Source organism: Amycolatopsis sp. NPDC051903 (assembly GCF_044452505.1).
Taxonomy (GTDB): Bacteria; Actinomycetota; Actinomycetes; order Mycobacteriales; family Pseudonocardiaceae; genus Amycolatopsis.
This window is the reverse complement of the sequence record NZ_JBITBT010000004.1, coordinates 225,299-242,415: the sequence shown is the minus strand read 5'-3', so window position 1 is coordinate 242,415 and position 17,117 is coordinate 225,299. Positions and strand designations below refer to the sequence as shown.

At 72.1% G+C, this 17,117-nt stretch carries 17 protein-coding genes; 7 read left to right on the top strand and 10 right to left on the bottom strand.

Annotation, left to right across the window (positions count from 1 at the left end; translation table 11 throughout):
- Positions 1-102 precede the first annotated feature (102 nt).
- The gene (locus tag ACIA77_RS12155; RefSeq protein ID WP_395885878.1) at positions 103-1,062 is read left to right on the top strand and encodes a GH25 family lysozyme; all 960 of its coding nucleotides are present in this window, start codon (positions 103-105) and stop codon (positions 1,060-1,062) included.
- A gap of 175 nt (positions 1,063-1,237) precedes the next feature.
- Positions 1,238-2,512 (top strand): cytochrome P450, encoded by a 1,275-nt coding sequence (locus tag ACIA77_RS12150; RefSeq protein WP_395885877.1) that lies wholly within the window; start codon positions 1,238-1,240, stop codon positions 2,510-2,512.
- A 22-nt stretch (positions 2,513-2,534) separates the two neighbouring features.
- On the opposite strand, the gene ACIA77_RS12145 is transcribed toward ACIA77_RS12150, so the two are convergent.
- Positions 2,535-3,164 (bottom strand): alpha-ketoglutarate-dependent dioxygenase AlkB, encoded by a 630-nt coding sequence (locus ACIA77_RS12145; protein WP_395885876.1) that lies wholly within the window; start codon positions 3,162-3,164, stop codon positions 2,535-2,537.
- 110 nt (positions 3,165-3,274) lie between these two features.
- Between ACIA77_RS12145 and ACIA77_RS12140 the strand changes: the two genes are divergently transcribed.
- The gene (locus ACIA77_RS12140) at positions 3,275-4,321 is read left to right on the top strand and encodes an alcohol dehydrogenase catalytic domain-containing protein (RefSeq protein ID WP_395885875.1); all 1,047 of its coding nucleotides are present in this window, start codon (positions 3,275-3,277) and stop codon (positions 4,319-4,321) included.
- On the opposite strand, the gene ACIA77_RS12135 is transcribed toward ACIA77_RS12140, so the two are convergent.
- Positions 4,305-4,904, bottom strand: coding sequence for a helix-turn-helix domain-containing protein (locus tag ACIA77_RS12135; RefSeq protein ID WP_395885874.1), 600 nt, complete (start codon positions 4,902-4,904; stop codon positions 4,305-4,307). The two genes, ACIA77_RS12140 and ACIA77_RS12135, sit on opposite strands and share 17 nt — an antisense overlap.
- A 155-nt stretch (positions 4,905-5,059) precedes the next feature.
- Here ACIA77_RS12135 and ACIA77_RS12130 point away from each other — a divergent pair, with 155 nt between their 5' ends.
- Positions 5,060-5,665 carry a hypothetical protein gene (locus ACIA77_RS12130; RefSeq protein WP_395886198.1) on the top strand — a complete coding sequence of 202 codons (606 nt, stop codon included), beginning with the start codon at positions 5,060-5,062 and terminating at the stop codon, positions 5,663-5,665.
- A gap of 62 nt (positions 5,666-5,727) precedes the next feature.
- Here the strand turns inward: ACIA77_RS12130 and ACIA77_RS12125 are convergent, their stop codons facing one another.
- Together ACIA77_RS12125 and ACIA77_RS12120 are read right to left on the bottom strand one after the other, a co-directional pair.
- Positions 5,728-6,726: an RluA family pseudouridine synthase gene (locus tag ACIA77_RS12125; RefSeq protein ID WP_395885873.1), complete on the bottom strand. Its 999-nt coding sequence runs from the start codon at positions 6,724-6,726 to the stop codon at positions 5,728-5,730.
- A gap of 25 nt (positions 6,727-6,751) precedes the next feature.
- Complete coding sequence (locus tag ACIA77_RS12120; RefSeq protein WP_395885872.1) at positions 6,752-7,189, bottom strand: DUF5313 domain-containing protein; 438 nt, start codon at positions 7,187-7,189, stop codon at positions 6,752-6,754.
- Positions 7,190-7,302: 113 nt separating this feature from the next.
- On the opposite strand from ACIA77_RS12120, the gene ACIA77_RS12115 reads away from it, so the two are divergent.
- The gene (locus ACIA77_RS12115; protein ID WP_395885871.1) at positions 7,303-7,746 is read left to right on the top strand and encodes a MarR family winged helix-turn-helix transcriptional regulator; all 444 of its coding nucleotides are present in this window, start codon (positions 7,303-7,305) and stop codon (positions 7,744-7,746) included.
- Positions 7,747-8,259: 513 nt separating this feature from the next.
- Here the strand turns inward: ACIA77_RS12115 and ACIA77_RS12110 are convergent.
- Complete coding sequence (locus ACIA77_RS12110; RefSeq protein ID WP_395885869.1) at positions 8,260-8,787, bottom strand: YceI family protein; 528 nt, start codon at positions 8,785-8,787, stop codon at positions 8,260-8,262.
- Positions 8,784-8,909, bottom strand: coding sequence for a hypothetical protein (locus ACIA77_RS12105; RefSeq protein ID WP_395885867.1), 126 nt, complete (start codon positions 8,907-8,909; stop codon positions 8,784-8,786). Before ACIA77_RS12105 ends, ACIA77_RS12110 begins: the two co-directional genes overlap by 4 nt.
- On the opposite strand from ACIA77_RS12105, the gene ACIA77_RS12100 reads away from it, so the two are divergent.
- Positions 8,899-11,652, top strand: coding sequence for an ATP-binding protein (locus tag ACIA77_RS12100; protein WP_395885866.1), 2,754 nt, complete (start codon positions 8,899-8,901; stop codon positions 11,650-11,652). The two genes, ACIA77_RS12105 and ACIA77_RS12100, sit on opposite strands and share 11 nt — an antisense overlap.
- A gap of 183 nt (positions 11,653-11,835) precedes the next feature.
- Here ACIA77_RS12100 and ACIA77_RS12095 read toward each other — a convergent pair whose 3' ends face one another.
- The 3 genes from ACIA77_RS12095 to ACIA77_RS12085 all read right to left on the bottom strand — a co-directional run bounded on the left by ACIA77_RS12095 (position 11,836) and on the right by ACIA77_RS12085 (position 14,559).
- Positions 11,836-12,795, bottom strand: coding sequence for an NADP-dependent oxidoreductase (locus tag ACIA77_RS12095; RefSeq protein ID WP_395885865.1), 960 nt, complete (start codon positions 12,793-12,795; stop codon positions 11,836-11,838).
- On the bottom strand, positions 12,792-13,907 hold the full coding sequence (locus ACIA77_RS12090; RefSeq protein WP_395885864.1) for a Gfo/Idh/MocA family protein: 1,116 nt from the start codon (positions 13,905-13,907) through the stop codon (positions 12,792-12,794). Before ACIA77_RS12090 ends, ACIA77_RS12095 begins: the two co-directional genes overlap by 4 nt.
- A gap of 70 nt (positions 13,908-13,977) precedes the next feature.
- Positions 13,978-14,559 carry a TetR/AcrR family transcriptional regulator gene (locus ACIA77_RS12085; protein WP_395885863.1) on the bottom strand — a complete coding sequence of 194 codons (582 nt, stop codon included), beginning with the start codon at positions 14,557-14,559 and terminating at the stop codon, positions 13,978-13,980.
- A gap of 100 nt (positions 14,560-14,659) precedes the next feature.
- On the opposite strand from ACIA77_RS12085, the gene ACIA77_RS12080 reads away from it, so the two are divergent.
- Positions 14,660-15,550, top strand: a complete 891-nt coding sequence (locus ACIA77_RS12080) for a TIGR03854 family LLM class F420-dependent oxidoreductase (protein WP_395885861.1) — start codon at positions 14,660-14,662, stop codon at positions 15,548-15,550.
- On the opposite strand, the gene ACIA77_RS12075 is transcribed toward ACIA77_RS12080, so the two are convergent.
- Positions 15,547-17,070, bottom strand: a complete 1,524-nt coding sequence (locus ACIA77_RS12075) for an MDR family MFS transporter (RefSeq protein WP_395885860.1) — start codon at positions 17,068-17,070, stop codon at positions 15,547-15,549. The two genes, ACIA77_RS12080 and ACIA77_RS12075, sit on opposite strands and share 4 nt — an antisense overlap.
- Positions 17,071-17,117 lie beyond the last annotated feature (47 nt).

The following is a 17,117-nucleotide window of genomic DNA, read 5'->3' as shown; positions in this document are numbered from 1 at the left end:
ACAAGGCTGTCGGATGAACTGGGGGGATCGGCGCGTGGTGCACACCATTCGCGAGCCGGGCGCAAGCGCAACGGCCCCCTCCTTCACGGAAGGCGGTTGCTGATGGCGCTCGGCATCGACATCTACCGCAGGTTCCAGACCGTGACCAGCTGGCCCCGGGTCAAACAGGCCGGCGTCACGTTCGTCTACGTGAAGCTGACCGACGGTGGCGGCACGCCCCTCGGCGGCACGGGGGACAACGAGGTGAGCGGCGCCAGATCGGTCGGCATCCCGGTCGGCGGTTACCACTTCGTCCAGGCCAATCCCGGCGCGGAAGCGCAGGCCGACATCCTGCTCGGCGAGGTGGCCCGGCTCGGCGCCACCGGCTGCGTCCCGATGCTCGACCTCGAGGACAACCCGGCCGGTTCGGGGATGCCGAACATCCCCGACAGTCAGAAAGCCGCGTTCGGCAAGGCGTTCTGCCGGCGGCTCGACGCCCGCGGGTTCCGGCCCGGTGTGTACATGAACAACGCGCTCGCGACTTTGCTGCGGCCGGACAACTGGGGCATCCCCGGGCTCGTGATCTGGATCGCCCGCTACGGCGCGCGGCCCGCCGCGGCGGCCGGCCGCTACGACATCCACCAGTACAGCTCGTCCGGCTCGATCCCCGGCATCACCGCCGCCGGGGTGGACCTGGACGAGTCCTACACCAGCGCGCACCTCGGCGCGTTCAAGGCCCCGGGAGACGAGGAGGACGAAGACATGAGCAGCGACCGCGGAGAAGCGACCGAGAACGGCGAGTGGGGCAAGCTCCACATCCCGGTGAACGGCGGCCGGTACCTGAGGCTGGCGTCGAGTTACAACGACCCGATCACCATCGACGGCATCTCGCTCGTGGGGGACACCCCCGGTCTCGCGGGCCGGGACGTCGTCACGGTCCAGGCCGGCGGGAAGGTCGACCCGGACCGGCCGGGCCCGTGGGATCTGGCCGGGGCCAGCGGCGACTACGCGAACAAGTCACACGTGGTCGTCCGCTACCAGTGCGCGAGTGCGGTGAAGGGCTGGGTGAACAACCGCGGCTGACCCCGCGCGCGAAGGGACGAGCGGTGGCGCGTCCGGTCGCCGCCGCCGGCGGCCGGTCGCGCTTCCGGCACCGGTGATCACGGCCTGGTCACGGCACCTGTCGTGATCCCCAACCGCAGGTGACAGGCGTCGCCGCGCGGATCACCCGGATGCCGGGTGGGGTAGTGTCGCCGCCATGGGGAGTCTCCGCTCGCGTGTCCTCGCCTGGGCAGGCCGCCGGTACATCGCCCGGCAGCAGAAAAAGGGCTTCGACCTCGAAAAAATGGCGTTCCTGCCCGATTCCGCGCTGGAGCCGCTGCGGCGCGTGGGGCTGGACCCGGTGCCGTCGCTGGGCGAGCGCCGGGCCGAGGCGCCCATCAGCAAGCTCGACCTGCCGTTCGGCATGAACGCCTGGCTCGTGACGGGGTACGAGGAGTCCAAAGCCGTCCTCGGGAAGGTCACGGAGTTCAGCAACGACTTCACGAACCTCGTCGGCAGCGCCGGCGTGACCGAGGACCAGAACCCCGGCGGGCTGGGCTTCGCCGACCCGCCGGTGCACTCGCGGCTGCGCAAGCTGCTCACGCCGGAGTTCACGATGCGCCGCCTGTCCCGGCTGACGCCGCGGATCGACGAGATCGTGGCCGAGCAGCTCGACGCGATGGCCGCCGCCGAGGGGCCGGTGGACCTGTGGGAGTCGTTCGCGCTGCCGATCCCGTCGCTCACGATCTGCGAGCTGCTCGGTGTGTCCTATGAGGACCGCGCCGACTTCCAGCGCCTGAGCACCGCGCGTTTCGACCTGTTCGGCGGCGCGGGCGCGTCGCTGGGCGCGATCTCGGAATCGCTCACCTACTTGCTCGACATCGTCAAGAAGCAGCGCGAACAACCGGGCGACGGCCTGCTCGGCATGCTCATCAAGGAACACGGCGACGAGATCGACGACCGCGAGCTCGCCGGCCTCGCCGACGGTGTGCTCACGGGCGGCCTCGAGACCACGGCCAGCATGCTCGCCCTCGGCGCCATCGTCCTGCTGCGCGACCCGGCCGCCTTCGACGCCGTCCGCGGCGACGAGGACTCCGTGCACCGGTTCGTCGAGGAGCTGCTGCGCTACCTCACGGTGGTGCAGATGGCGTTCCCGCGCTTCGCCAAGGAGGACATGGAGGTCGCCGGCGTCTCCATCGCCAAGGGCGACATCGTGCTGGTGTCCCTCTCCGTCGCCGACCGCGACCCCGCTCTGGGTACCGGCATGGAACAGTTCGACGCCACCCGCGAGCCCACGTCGCACCTCGCGTTCGGCTACGGCATCCACCGCTGCATCGGCGCGGAACTCGCCCGCATGGAACTCCGCACGGCCTACCCGGCCCTCGTCAAGCGCTTCCCGGACCTGCGCCTGGCGGTGGCGCCGGACGAGCTGGAATTCCGCAAGGTGTCGATCGTCTACGGGCTGGATTCACTGCCGGTTCACGTGCGCTGACGGCGCGGGACCGGTCTCGGCCTCACCGGACCCCTCGCGGCCGGAACTGGATGCTGATCCGCGGCCCCACCCCCTTGCCGGTCTTGGGGATGGCGTGTTCCCACGTGCGCTGGCACGAGCCACCCATGACGATCAGGTCGCCGTGGCCCAGCGGGTAGCGGAGGGACTCGCCGCCACCGCGGGGACGGAGGGCGAGGTGGCGCGCTGTGCCCACCGAGACGATCGCGACCATGGTGTCTTCGGCGCTGCCGCGGCCGATGGTGTCGCCGTGCCACGCGACGCTGTCGCGCCCGTCGCGGTAGTAGCAGAGGCCGGCGGTGCGGAAGGGTTCGCCGAGCTCGCCGGCGTAGTGCTCGGATAGCCGGGAACGCGCCTCGGTGAGCACCGGGTGCGGCAACGCCTCGTCCTCGCGGTAGAAGCACAGCAGCCGGGGCACCGCCACCACCCGGTCGTACATCTGGCGCCGCTCGGCGTGCCACGGCACCTCCGAAACGAGCTGTGTGAACAACTCGTCGGAGCCGGACAGCCAGCCCGGCAGCACGTCGATCCACGCGCCGCGGCTCAGCTCCGTGCGCCGGGCACCGGCGAGGGAGCTCAGCGAAACCCCCGTCGACGCGGAGCCGAAGAGTGAACCCTGGAGTGCGTGACTCATGCACTCCACCGTACACGAGGATCGAACACCTGTTCGGGTGTCTGAATTTGAGACCGGCGTCCGGCCGGAGCCGTCGTAGCGTCGAGGGTCGGCCGAACCCGGAGGTGGCGATGAAGGCGCTGGTCTATCACGGTCCCGGAAGCAAGGCGTGGGAAGACGTTCCCGACGCAACCGTCCAAGAGGTGACCGACGTCGTGGTGAAGGTCGACACCACCACGATCTGCGGCACCGACCTGCACATCCTCCACGGCGACGTCGCCGCGGTCACCGACGGCCGCATCCTCGGGCACGAAGCCGTCGGCACCGTCACGGCGGTCGGCGACGCCGTGGGCAGCTTCAAGGTCGGCGACCGGGTGCTCGTCCCGGCCGTCACGCGGTGCGGGCGCTGCGACTACTGCCAGCGCGGTATGCCGTCGCACTGCCGCACGGTCGGCGGCGTCGGCTGGATCTTCGGGCACCTCATCGACGGCACGCAGGCCGAGTACGTCCGCGTGCCCTTCGCCGACACGTCGCTCTACCACGTGCCGGCCGAGGTCACCGACGAGCAGGCCATCTTCCTCGCCGACTCCCTGCCCACCGGCTACGAGGTCGGCGTGCTCGCCGGCCAGGTGCGGCCCGGCGACACCGTCGCCGTCGTGGGGTCCGGCGCGGTCGGGCTCGCCGCGATCCTCACCACCGGCCTGTGGGGCGCGTCGAAGGTGATCGCCGTCGACGCCAACAAGTTCCGCCTCGAGAAGGCCCTCGAGTTCGGGGCGACGGACACCGTCGCCGCCGGGCCCGACACCGTCGCGGAAGTCCTCGCGCACACCGACGGTCTCGGCGTCGACGTCGCCATCGAAGCTGTCGGCTTCCCGGAAACCCTGCAGACGACCGCGGCGCTCGTGCGGCCCGGCGGGCACGTCGCGAACATCGGCGTGCACGGTGTGGGGGTCGAACTCCCGATGCAGGACCTGTGGATTCGCAACATCACCATCACCATGGGGCTCGTGGACACCGTCTCGATCCCGACGCTGCTGAAGATGGTGGCGAGCGGACGCATCCCCGCGGAGAAGATGGGCACGCACACGTTCACCTTCGACCAGCTCGACCAGGCCTACGACGTGTTCGGCAACGCCGCCGACCACCAGGCCCTGAAGGTGATCATCCAGCCTGCGTAGCAGGCGGCGCCGCGGGTTTCGGGTGTGCGGACACCACCAGCCGGTGGGTTCGCGCACCTGGCGCCGTTTCGTCGTGGTAGCGGGAAACGAGGTCGGCCACCACCGTGGTGAGTTCGTCGGTGAACGCCGCCCGCTCGCGCGCCGAGCGGAACGCGATCTCGGTGTCCAAAGCCAGTGTCGGCAACGGTTTCCCGGCTTCGGCGGCGCGGCGCACGAGCCCGGCGAGCTCACGCACGGTGCGGCCCGCGACCGCGAGCAGGTACCCGGACGACAGGCGGTCGGGCTCGATCGTCGGCGTGCCGGCTTCGCCGAGCGCGGCGGGGGAGACCTGGTACGACGTGGCCGTCGCGGTGAACAGGCGCTCGGTCAGGCCGCCCCAGCGGCGTTCGCCCGCGGGCTCGACGAGGCCGTGGGACTCCAGCGCGCGCAGGTGGTAGTTGATCTTCTGCCGGGTGAGCCCGAGGCGCGTGGCGAGCGCGGCCGCCGACGCCGGTTCGGCCAGCGCCGCCAGCAGGCGCGCGCGAACCGGTTCCAGCGCGACCGCCGCGGCGGCCGGGTCCTCGATCACTTCGACGTCCCGCATCCGTCGAGCCAAGCATTGACAAAGTTTGTCGTCAAGGGTCGCGAATTCGGCTCTTGTCTGTTTTCGCCCGTGCTCGTACAGTGATCACCCAGGTTCGACGAAGTGGTCTGGACCTGTCCCACAACCGCCGCCCTGAGTTGCACGGAGGTTGGCAAGTGCGCGGAAGATTACGCATCGGTGGGGTGCTCGCCGGGGTCGTGTGCGGGCTGGCGGTTCTCGCGCCCGTCGCGAGCGCGCAGGTGGGCACGGGCCCGTGGAATTCGTGGTCGCCGGGGTACTCCGAGCAGGAACGCGGATGCGGGCAGATCAACGGGCTCACGTTCCAGCTCACCTGCTCCACGGGCAGCGGTGACCAGCGGGCTGAACGCCGGTACGACACCTACACCGGCGGCACGCACCAGTTCGAGGGTTCCTTCAAGATCACCAGCATGAGCGGCTCGCGCATCAGCGTGAAGCAGACGTTCCGCGACGGGTCGAACGCCGGCCCGTATTTCCTGCTGGCGGTGGAAAAGGGTGGCCGCATGTACGCGGTGGAAGGCGGGCAGACGCTCGCCAGCGGTGCCACCGTGGGCACGTCGGTGCGGGTGAACACCATCAACCAGGTGGGCAGTACGCACAAGGTCTACATCAACGGTTCGCTGAAACAGACCATCGACAGCCCCAGCGGTAGTTATTACGACAAGTTCGGGTCGTATCGCACCTCCAGCGGTGCGGGTCCGATCACCGTGCAGTGGAGCGGTGTGAAGTTCTGGACGAAGTGAGTTCGCGCGGCGCCCTTGCCTGTTATGAATCCGACCAAAAGTAAGCGGCACCCCATCAGAGCCTACTTCGGGTGCCGACGGTTTCCGCCGTGACTGTCGTCGGATTGGTCACGAACGGCACTGTACGGCGGGGGCGCCGCCCACTCGTCGAGGGAATCCCACGCGGTGAGGCGGAGTGCGCTGGTGAACCTTCGATGTTCGCCGGTGACCGGATCGTCGAATTCGAGCACCTTTGCCAGCAGCTGCAGCGGTTTCGTGAAGTCGTCGAGCGGCTTTTCGTTGAGCACCGGGTAGAAGTCGTCGCCGAGGATCGGGATGCCGAGGCGGCTCAGGTGCACGCGCAACTGGTGCGTGCGGCCGGTGGCGGGCAGGAGGCGGTAGCGGCCGAGACCGTCGCGGCGCTCCACGAGCTCGACGCGGGTTTCGGCGTTGGGCGGTCCGTCGACCTCCTGCGCCGCAAGAACTCCCCGTTCCTTGACGATCCGGCTGCGAACCGTTCGCGGCAGTTCGAGTGCGGGGTCGTACGGTGCGATCGCTTCGTATTCTTTCTGCACGCGTCGATCGCGGAACATCGTCTGGTACTTCCCGCGCACGTCGGGTGTGATCACGAACATCACCAGTCCTGCGGTGACGCGGTCGAGCCGGTGGGCGGGGGACAGTTGCGGGAGGTCGAGGTCGCGGCGCAACCGCACGAGTGTTGTTTCGAGAACGTGCCGACCGCGTGGGATTGTTGCCAGAAAATGGGGTTTGTCGACCACTAAGAGGTGTTCGTCGCGGTGCACGACGGTCACGTCGAACGGCACCGGCACCTCGTCGGGCAGGTCGCGGTGGAACCAGATGAACGTGCCGGGCTCGAACGCGGCGTCCACGGCCACCGGTCCGTTGAGGTTGTGGATGCGCTCCTCCCGCAGCATCTCCTCGATGCGCGACGGGTCCAGCCGGGGAAGCCGCTCGACGAGGTGCTCGAGCAGCGTTGCCCACGAACCCTCGTCGGGCAGCCTCAACCGCGCCGGGTCCAGGCCGTGGCGCTGCGGCAGCGGACCGCGAAGCTTGCGTCTCATCGGACGCCGAGTCTAGCCGCGCGGGTCAGTCGGAGCCCTGCGGCGGCGTGGTTCCCGTGGCGGGTGTGCTCTGCTCGCCCGTGTTCTGGCGGTAGATCGCGATGTAGCGGGCCTTCGCCTCGGCGTCGGCGGCTTCGGCGGCCTCGCGGCGGATGCGCTTGCCGGTGCCGGGCGGGAAACCGTTGCGCGCGAGGCGGTGCTCGATGCTCTCCTCCATGTACACGCTCGAGTAGAAGTACGCGACGAGCGCCGCCATCAGGACGATCGCCAGGCGCAGCGCGATCGGCCCCGGCAGCAGCAGCCACACCAGGCACAGCGGGATCAGGCCCACCGAGCTGCGGACCACGTGCCGTGCTTTCCAGTGCTTCGACGTCGTGTCGTGCAGGATCCAGTCGTGGTAACGCTCGGGCAGCCGGCCGCCCACCGCGTACCAGAACCAGCGGAACACCCCGGGACGATCCATCACGCCTCCTCTTCGGCTACCGATACAGTACACTAATGATTAGTACGCTAATCGATGGCGTTACCGAGGCCACAGCACTCCGATAGGGTGGCCCGGACCAGGAGGAGGACGCGGTGGCAGAGATCGACCTGGGTGAGGACCCGCTCAAGCTCGACCGCCAGGTGTGCTTCGCGCTGTCGGTCGCCTCGCGCAGCGTCATCGCGATCTACCGCCCGTTGCTCGAGCCGTACGGGCTGACGCACCCGCAGTACCTCGTGATGCTCGCCCTGTGGGAGAAGGCACCGAGGTCGGTGAAGGACCTCGGCGCCGCGCTGCGCCACGAACCCGCCACGCTGTCCCCGCTGCTGAAGCGCCTGGAAGCCATCGGCTACGTCACGCGCGGCCGCAGCCGCTCCGACGAACGGCTCCTCACGGTCGAGCTGACCGAGAAGGGCCGCGAGCTGCGGGCCGAGGCCGAGAAGATCCCGTACCGCGTGGTCGAAACGCTGGGCATGGAGGTCTCGGAACTGGAGGCCCTCCACGCCGCCCTGGGCCGCGTGATCGAGGCGACCGCCTGAGTTCGGCTGGGCTCTGGGGGCCTTCCGCGACTCCCCTGCGGATCGCCCTCGCCGGGCTGGTGGTCGCCGTCGTGCCGGCCCCTGTGCTGAGGTCTTCACTGCCGCGCCGCCGCGGTCAAGGGCTTTCGCTGGGTTGTCCACACCGGGGCCGAGTTGTGGACAGCCTGGCCCCGGATCGGCTTGCGGGCCGTTTTCGTCGGTGGTGGCCGATAGAATGGAGTCGGGACGCCCCCTGGGAGGGCGGGGGCCTGTCCGGCCGGGGGTGTGCTGCACACCGGCCAGGGCCGCCACCGAAGTGCGCCTGCTCGCCGCGATCGCCCAGGAGTGGGCGACGGTGCTCGGTGAACCGTGGGTCGCGGGCGGTGGCAGCGAAATCACCTGGCACCCTGCTCGGCATCCGCCCCGGAGCACCACCAACCACGACTTTGCCGGAACCCCCGCCCGAGGAGGGCGGGGGCCTGCCCGGCCGCGGGGGTGCCGCGCGCCGGGCAGGGCGCACCGGCCCGAGTGCGGTCAGCCGGCCGGGGGTGCGACGAGCACCGCGTCGATGGTGATTTCCACGTAGCGGCCCACCACAGCGCGTGGTGCGCGCATCCCGAGCGGGGCCCGGTCGAGCGTCGCGTGGGCTTGGACGTCGACGGAGGCGCCGGTGGGGGCGCCGGGGCAGGTGATGGTGAGGGTGAGCGGGCACGAGGTGCCGCGAAGGGACAGAAGGCCGGAGGCCTCCCAGCCGTCGGGGGTGGGGCGGAGGTCGGCGGCGGTGAAGGTCATCACCGGGGCCGACGCGCAGTCGAACCAGGTCTTGCTCTGCAGGTCGCGGTCGCGGCGGCGGTTGCCGGTGTCGACCGCGGTCAGGTCGAGTTCGGCGCGCACGGCGGCGGGCGCGCCGGCGGAGTTCACGTGCACCGTCGCGGAGCGGACGGGGATCGTGCCGTGCACGCGGTGGAAACCGAGCTTGCGCACGGTGAACGCGGCCGTCGTCCGTCCGGTGTGGACGGTCCAGGTGCCGGGACGCGGGCGGGTGGTGGTGGGCGTGCTCATCGGGTACCTCCGAGGGTGACGTGGGTGGGCAGGGTTTGGTGGACCACGCGGTGCAGGTCGATCCGGTCGGGCCCGGTGAGCAGCGCCGGATCCTCACCCGGCAGCAGCTCGGTGGCCAGCACCGCGCGCTGGATCGCTTCGATCGCGGCGACGGACTCCGCCGACCTGCGCGGCCGGTTCGCGGCCGGCGCGGCGGGCACCGGCGTGCTCGTGCTGCTCGGCGGGCCCGCCGGCATCGGCAAGACGACGCTCGCCGAAGCCGCCACCCAAGGCCTGCCCACGGTGTGGGGCCGCTGCGTCGACGACCCCGGCGCGCCGCCGTTGTGGCCGTGGCGCCGGGTGCTCGCCGCGCTGCCCGAGGTCGGCGCCGAGGTCACGCGGGCCCTCGGTGACCTCGACGAACGCGCCGGTACCGACCTCGTCGCCGCGCGGTTCCGGTTCGTCGCCACCGCGGCCGACGCCCTGGTCGCGGCCGCCGAACCCGCCGGGCTCGTCGTGGTGCTCGAAGACCTGCACTGGGCCGACGAAGCGTCGTTGCGGCTGCTGCGCCACCTCGCCGGCGAGCTGCGCCGCTCGCGGCTCGTGGTGCTCGCGACCTACCGCGACACCGGCGTGGCCCTCGACGCGGCGCTGCCCGGTCTGCTCGGCGGCCCCGCCACGCACGCCGTGACCGTCACGCCGCTGGCCGAACCCGACGTACGTCGCTACCTCACCGAGGTGGCGGGCGCGGCCGTCGGTGACAGCGAAGTGCGCGACGCGCTGCGCCGCTCCGGCGGCAACCCGCTGTACCTGCGCGCCGTCGCCCGCTCGGCGGGGTCCGGCGGCGGGCAGACCGAGCTGCGCCACCTCGTGCGCACGTCGGTGGCCGGGCTCGCGCCGCAGACCCGGGAGCTGGTCGAGGTCGCGGCGGTCCTGGGGGAAGAGGTGGACGCGGCGGTGGTCGCCGCCGTCGCGGGCCGGCCGGTCGCCGACGTCGTGCCGTTGCTGGACGACGTGGTGCGGGCCGGTGTGCTCGTGCCGGTCGCGGCCGGCCGCCGCCGCTTCGCGCACGCGGTGGTGCGTGACGGCGTGTACGAAGACCTCGACCAGGGCGTGCGGGAAGCCTGGCACGCCAAGGCTGCCTTGGCCCTCACCCCGCACGCCGAGCGCGACCCGGCGGACGCGGGCGTGGTCGCGGCCCACTGGCTGCGCGCCGCGGCCGACCCGGAGTCGCTCGCCCGCGCGGCCGGCTGGGCGGTGGTCGCCGCGCGGGAAGCGACGCGGACGCTCGCGTTCGCCGAAGCCGCGCGGTTCCTGACGTTCGCCGTCGACTCGACACGGCGCGCGGGCCGGACCGACGGGATCGCCGCGCTGCTCGTGGACCTGGCGACGGCCGAGTACCGTTCGGGCCGCTTCGCCCGCGCGCTCGACCACGCCGAGCTGGCGGCCGAGCGCGCGCCCGACCCCGCGACGGTCGCGGCCGCCGCGCTCGTCGTGCAGGACCTCTCGGCGCCGGAGTTGTTGCCGCGCCTGGGAAAGCTCGCCGAAACCGCGCTCGCGCGCGACGTGCCGGACGCCGTGCGCGTCCGGCTGCTCGCGCAGGCCGCCTCCGTGGCCGCCGACGGCGGGAACGTCGGGGAAGCCCGCGAGCGAGCCGACGAAGCCCTCGCGCTGGCCGGCCGCGCGGGCGATGACGAGGCGCTGCTCGACGCCGTCCGCGCGCGGTTCAAGATCCTTCCGATCGAGCTGCCGCTCGAAGAACGGCTGCGGCTGGGCTCGCTGGCCGTGCGGCTCGGCGACCGGCGGCCGCTTTCCGCGCTGTGGGGCCACAAGTGGCGCATCGACGCCGCGCTCGAAACCGAGGCGATGGCGGTGGTCGACCAGGAGATCGCGGCCGTGACGGCGCTCGCGGCGACCACCCGGCTGCCGCTGGTGCGCTGGCACGACCTGCGGCTGCGGACGTCGCTGCTCGCGTTCCGCGGCGCGTTCGCCGAAGCGCGCGAGCTCAACCGGCAGGCGGCCGCCCTCGCGCGGGCGGAGCTGGCCGACGACCGCTCGGCCGTCGGGATGTCGTCCGCGTTCACCCTCCAGCTCGCGTTCGTGACCGGCGACGGGAGCGACCTCGACGACTCGTACGACGCGCAGCTCGCGGCGCTGCCGACGGTGGCCATCGCCGTGGTGTCGCGCCCGCTCATCCACCTCGGGCGGGGGGAGCGCGACGCCGCGCGGTCGACCTACGAAGCGGCGCTGCACCTCACGCGCCACGACAGGTTCGCGCTCCGGGCGGGCGGGGTGGGGCCGGCCCTGGTGGTGCTGGCCGAGGCGTTCGGCGACGTCGAGACCGCCCGCTGGCTCGAGCCGGTCGTGCGCGCCGACTCACTCGTCATGAGCGGCGGTGCCGGCGTCTTCTGCTCCGACTGCGCCCCGAGCTGGCGGGCCCGGCTCGCCGTGCTCCTCGGCGAACTCGACGACGCCGCGCGGCTGTTCGAAGCCGCCATCGCGACGGACGTGCGGGTCGGCGCACGGCCGTTCGTCGTGCAGAACCGGCTGGGGCTGGCGCAAGTGCTCGCGCGACGGGGCGAGCCGGCCCGCGCGAGGCCGCTCGCGCGGCAAGCCCTCGACGAAGCCCGCCGGCTCGGGATGCCGGGCCCCGCGGGCGCCGCCGGGGCTCTGCTGGCGCAGCTGACCGAGGCGGGCCCGCTGACCCCGCGGGAACGCGAGATCGCCGCCCTGGTGGCCGACGGGCTCGCCAACCGCGCGATCGCCGGGCAGCTGGTGCTCTCGGAACGCACGGTGGAGAGCCACGTCCGCAGCATCCTCGCCAAACTCGGTCTGGCGAACCGCACGGAGATCGCCGCGTGGACCCACCGCGGCGGTGGTGGGTAACCAACCCACGGCGCCGGCCGGGGACAACGGGCACAAACGTTCATGTACGGCTCTTGTACAGCCGCGTTCCACGATGGAGCCGCTCGGCCGGGACCGGAGTGGACACCGGTCGCCCCGAGCCGAAGGCCTCCTTCCGGCCCCCATCCGGGAGGGGGCCTTCGCCGCGCGGCGACCGTTCGAAGGTCAGAACTCGATGATCAGCCGGCCGCGCACGCCGCCCGCTTCGAGCCTGCGGTGGGCTTCAGCCGCTTGCGCCGGCGGGAACCGATCGGCCACGCGCAGGGTCAGCGCGCCCGCGTCCGCCAAGCGCCGCAGCAGGTCGAGCTTGTCCGGGCGCTCGTCGTACGCGTGCACGAAGGCCACCACCAGGCCGATGCCGCGCTCGGCGGCCGCGCGCGTCAGCGTGTCCTGCTCAGGCGGGGTGCGGACCAGCGCCAGCCCGCCGCCGGGCCGGACGCCGTCGAGCAGCGGCGCGCCGATGAGCGCCGCGTCCACCACGGCATCGGCGCCGTCCGGGGCGAGTTCACGGAAGCGCAGGGCGACGTCGGCGCCCCGCTCGACGACCTCGTCCGCGCCGAGACTCCGCACGAGCTCGGTATCGCCCGGCGAAGCGTCGGCCAGCACCCGGTGGCCCGCCGCTTTGGCCAGCTGCACCGCGTATCCGCCGACGGCTCCGGCCGCACCCGTCACGGCCAGCGTGCTGCCCGGTGGAAGACGCAGCTGGTCGAGGGCGTGCAGTGCGGTGAGCCCGTTCATGGCCAGCGTGGCGGCCTCGGCGTGGTCGGCCCCGGCCGGCGCGCGCACCACCGAGGCGGCGGGCAGGACGACGCGTTCCGCGTAGCCGCCGCCCGCCGGCCGGGTCGGGTTGACCATCGCCAGCACGCGGTCGCCGACGGCGAGACCGGTCTCCGTACCCGGACCGAGCTCGTCGATCGTGCCGGCGATGTCCAGCCCGGGGATGATCGGCCGGTCGCCCCGGGGCCGGAGGGGAGAAGCGCCCACCCTGATCAGGGTGTCGGCCGGGTTGACCGCGGCGGCGCGCACCCGGACGCGGACCTCGCCCGGTCCGGCGTGGGGGTCGGGCAGCTCGACGACCGAGAGCACCTCGGGTCCGCCGAACCGCGTCAGGCCGATCGCCCTCACGCGGCCGCCTCGGTTCGCCGGTCCTGGCTGATCCCGGTCGCCGAGGCCCGTTCGACGGCGTCGATGAGCCGGTGCCGCTCCAGAGCGTGGGCGAAATCCGGGACGGTGCGGGTGTTCCCGGCCAGGTCGCCGGCAAGCGCGGCGTACAGACGGGCCACGTTCGCGGCGGGTGTGCCCGCCAGTTCAGCGGGTACGTCGCCGGTGTAGGACGCGGGCACCGCGAGCGGCGCCGCGCTCGTTTCGCCACCACGGCCGCCGGTCAGCGTCAGCCCGGCCACCTGCATGTTGCCCCAGGCCGAGGTGATGACCAGGTCGCCCTCGGTTCCGTTGATCTCCCACCGGAAGTTCTCACCGCGCGACGTGCCGCCGCGGTAGAACACCGACGCCGCGGCGCCGCCGGTCAGCGTGCCGATCACGGAGACCTGGTCCGCCACGGTCACCGGGACGATCGTGCCGTCCTCGGCCACCCGCGCTTGTTTGCGTCCGACGACGAGATTGGCGGCCACCGCGTCGAACTCGCCGAGCACGAAGTGCAGCGGGTCGAGCGCGTGCAGCGTCGGCGAGGTGAGCGGGGAGGCGCCGTTCGCCTTGTCGAACCAGTAGGCCTGGCCGTGGGTGGGCACCTCGCCGCTCCAGACCATTCCGGACCCGACCACCGTGGTGCCGAGCACGTCGCCGACGTAGCCGTCGCGGATGAGCTCGCGGGCGTAGCGGACTTCGGGCGCGTAGCGGCCTTGCAGCCCGATCACGGTGCGCACCCCGGCGCGTTCGGCCTGCGCCGCGAGGTCTTCGGCCTCCGCCGAGCCGGCGCCGAGCGGCCATTCGCTGTAGACCATCTTCCCCGCCGCGAGAGCGGCCGAGATCAGCTCGCGGTGTTCGGTGACCTTCACCGACACGACGACCAGGTCCACGCCCGGGTGGGCGATGAGGTCCTGGTGACCGGCGTACCCGGGCACGCCGTACTTCGCCGAAGCCGCCTCCGCCGAGCTGCGCCGCGTCGTGCTGATCGCGCGCAGTTCGAACGCCGGTGCCGCGGCGATGGCCGGCAGGTGCGCCAACGACGCCCAGCCGCTGGTGCTGCCGCCGATCACACCGACTCCGATGGGGTCCATGACTCTCCTCTTTCTTGGTTGACTGTTACAGAATTTTGGGACGAAAAGGCCCCAGCTCGTCGGGCCGCCATCAGCTGAGACAGGTCAGCGCGACCTCCGCCGACCTCGTGAGCGCGTCGCGGTCGGGGTCGATCGCACCCATCACGCGCAGCCCCTGCAGGCTCGTCACCAGGAACGCGGCGAGATCGGCGGGGCTGCGGTCGCCGGGGATCTGCCCGCGCAGCTGGCCTTCGGCGAGCACGTCGAACAGCGCCAGCTCCAGCGCGCGGGTGGTGGCCTTGAGCCGTTCGGCGACGCGCTTGTCGTCCCGGGCCCGCTCCATCGCCCCGGCGACGATGAGGCAGGCCAGGCGCCGGCTGTCGCCCGCGATGTCGTCGACCGTCGACAGGAAGACCTCGCGGATCACCGCGGGGGCGTCTCCGTGGGCCCGCAGCAGGTCGATCAACGGCACGGCGTAGCGCTGGCGGTAGAGATCCAGTGCTGCCAGGTAGAGCCCGTCCTTGCTGCCGAAGGCGGCGTACAGCGATCCGCTGCCGACGCCCGTCGCCTCCGCGAGGTCGCGCATCGACGTGCCTTCGTAGCCCTTGCGGCGAAACGCTTCCATCGCCGCGGCCACGGCTTGGTCGGTGTCGAACTCCCGGGTGCGTGCCATGAGCACACGCTAGCCCTATCTGGAACGTTCGTCAAAGAATTCATCGCGGCGATGGTGGCACTCTTGAACGGGAACGAGCCGATTCGAAAGGGAGCACGTGGTGGGCGAGGAAGTGAAGATCCGGCTGGGGGTCGCGCCGGCGCCGGGGACCGGGGCCGCGGAGTTCGCGGGGCTGGCGGAGACGCTCGAGGCGGCCGGGATCGACTCGCTGTGGCTGTCGGAGCTGGTGTACGCGCCGGAGGTGGATCCGGTGGTCGGGATGGCGCACGCGCTGGCGCGCACGGAGAAGCTGAAGGTGGGCACCGGGGTCGCGATCCTGCCGGGCCGCAATCCGGTGCTCGTCGCGAAGCAGCTGGTGACGTTGGCCGGGCTGGCGCCGAAACGGGTGCTGCCGGTGTTCGGGCTCCGGCCCGCCAACGCGGCGGAGCACGACCTGTTCCCGGTGCCCGGCAAGCGCGCGGCGGTGTTCGACGAGGCGCTCACCCTGCTGCGGCTGCTGCTGGAACAGGACGACGTGCACTTCGCCGGCGAGTTCTACCAGGTCGAGGGCGTGACGATCGGGCCGCGGCCCGCGAAGCGGCTCGACGTGTGGCTCGGCGGCAGCGCGCCCGCCGCGTTGCGCCGCGCCGGGCGGCTGTCCGACGGCTGGCTCGGCAGCTTCCACTCACCCGAGCAGGCCCGCGCCGCCCGGCTGGCCATCCAGGAGGCGGCCGCCGAAGTGGGCCGCGAGATCGAGGCCGACCACTTCGGCCTGAGCCTCGTCGTGGCGAGCGAAGGTGTTGCCGACCAGCTGCTGGCTGTCGCGGCGAAGCGCCGGCCGGGCACGCCGGTGACGGACTTGGTCGCCACGAGCTGGGCCGAGGCGCGGCGGCTGCTGGAGCAGCACATCGACGCGGGGCTGTCGAAGTTCGTGATCCGGCCCGGCCATTCGGCCGACTACCAGCGGTTCCTCGACGGCCTGCACCGGGAACTGCTGCCGCTGCAGAACTAGAACTCCAGCTGCTCCGTCTTGCGCGGCATCAGGGCCAGCGCGACCAGGCTCAGCACCCCGACCACGACGATGCCGACGAACACGTTGTGCGTCGCGCCCGTGAGCGAGTCGCGCACGAAGTTCGCGGTGGGCGAGTGGTCGTCGCCGCCGAGGACGAGGCTCGTCGCGTCGGCGCTGTCGGGCAGGCCGGTGACGCCGGTGGGCGGATGGGCGAAGCGGTCGGCGAGGGTGGCGTTGGCGATGGCGCCGAACACCGCCGCGCCCACCGCGCTGCCCAGCGACCGGCCGAACATGTTCGTGGCCGTGACGACTCCGCGGCGTTCCCAGCCGACGCTGGACTGCACCGCGACCACGGTGGGACTCGACGCGAGGCCGAGCCCCAGCCCGAGCAGGAACGCGGCGCCGGCGACGAACCAGATCGAGGTGCCCTCGCCGAGCAGCGTGGTGAGCGCGCCACCGCCGAGGATGAACGCGGCCCCGATCAGCGCCGTGTCGCGGAAGCCGATGCGCATGTAGAAGCGGCCGGAGAACGACGCCGCGAGCGGCCAGCCCGCGGACATCGCGGCCAGGGCGAACCCGGCCGTGAGCGCGTCCTCACCGAGCACGCCCTGCGCGTACGTCGGCAGGAACGAGCTCATCCCCATCAGCGTCGCGCCGACGACGAGGGCCACGAGCGTGCCGCCGACGAGCGTGCGCCGCGTGAAGACCCACAACGGCAGCACCGGTTCGGGCGCGCGGCGCTCGGCCAGCACGAACCCGGCCAGCGCCAGGACAGCCCCGGCGAAGATGGCGATGCTCGGCACCGAGGCCCAGCCCCAGGCCACGCCGCCCTCCAGCAGCGCGAGGATCAGCAGCGTGCAGCCGCCGGTGAGCAGCGCGGCGCCCGAGTAGTCGATGCGGTGGCGCGTGCGCTCCACGCGTTCGGTGAACTTCCGGTACAGCATCCACGCGGCGACCGCGCCCAGCGGCAGGTTGACGAAGAAGATCCAGCGCCAGCTCAGGTACTCGGAGAACACGCCGCCGAGCGTCGGGCCGATCACCGACGCGACGGCCCACACGCCGGCCACGTAACCCTGCACCCGGGCGCGTTCCTCGACGGTGTAGAGGTCGCCGACCATCGTCATGCTGATCGGTTGCACCGCGCCGGCGCCGATGCCCTGCACGGCGCGGGCGGCGATGAGCACCGGCATGCTCCAGGCGGCGCCGCACAGCACCGAGCCGAGCAGGAACGCGGCGATGCCGAAGAACATCACCGGGCGGCGGCCGAGGACGTCGGCGAACTTGCCGTAGAGCGGCACGGTGACGGCCTGTGTCAGCAGGTAGACCGAGAACAGCCACGGGAACTGCGAGAACCCGCCCAGATCGCCGACGACGGAGGGCACGGCGGTGGCGATGATGGTGCTGTCGAGCGCGACGAGCCCGGTGCTGAGCATCACCGCCGCGAGCACCGGCCCGCGCTCGGAGCGCAGGCCGACGGCCGTTTTCGTGGTCGCCGGCTTCTCGGCGGCGGGGGTGCTCATCGCGCGGTGCTCCTCGGTGTGCCCATGGTCGTTGAAAACTGTTTCGC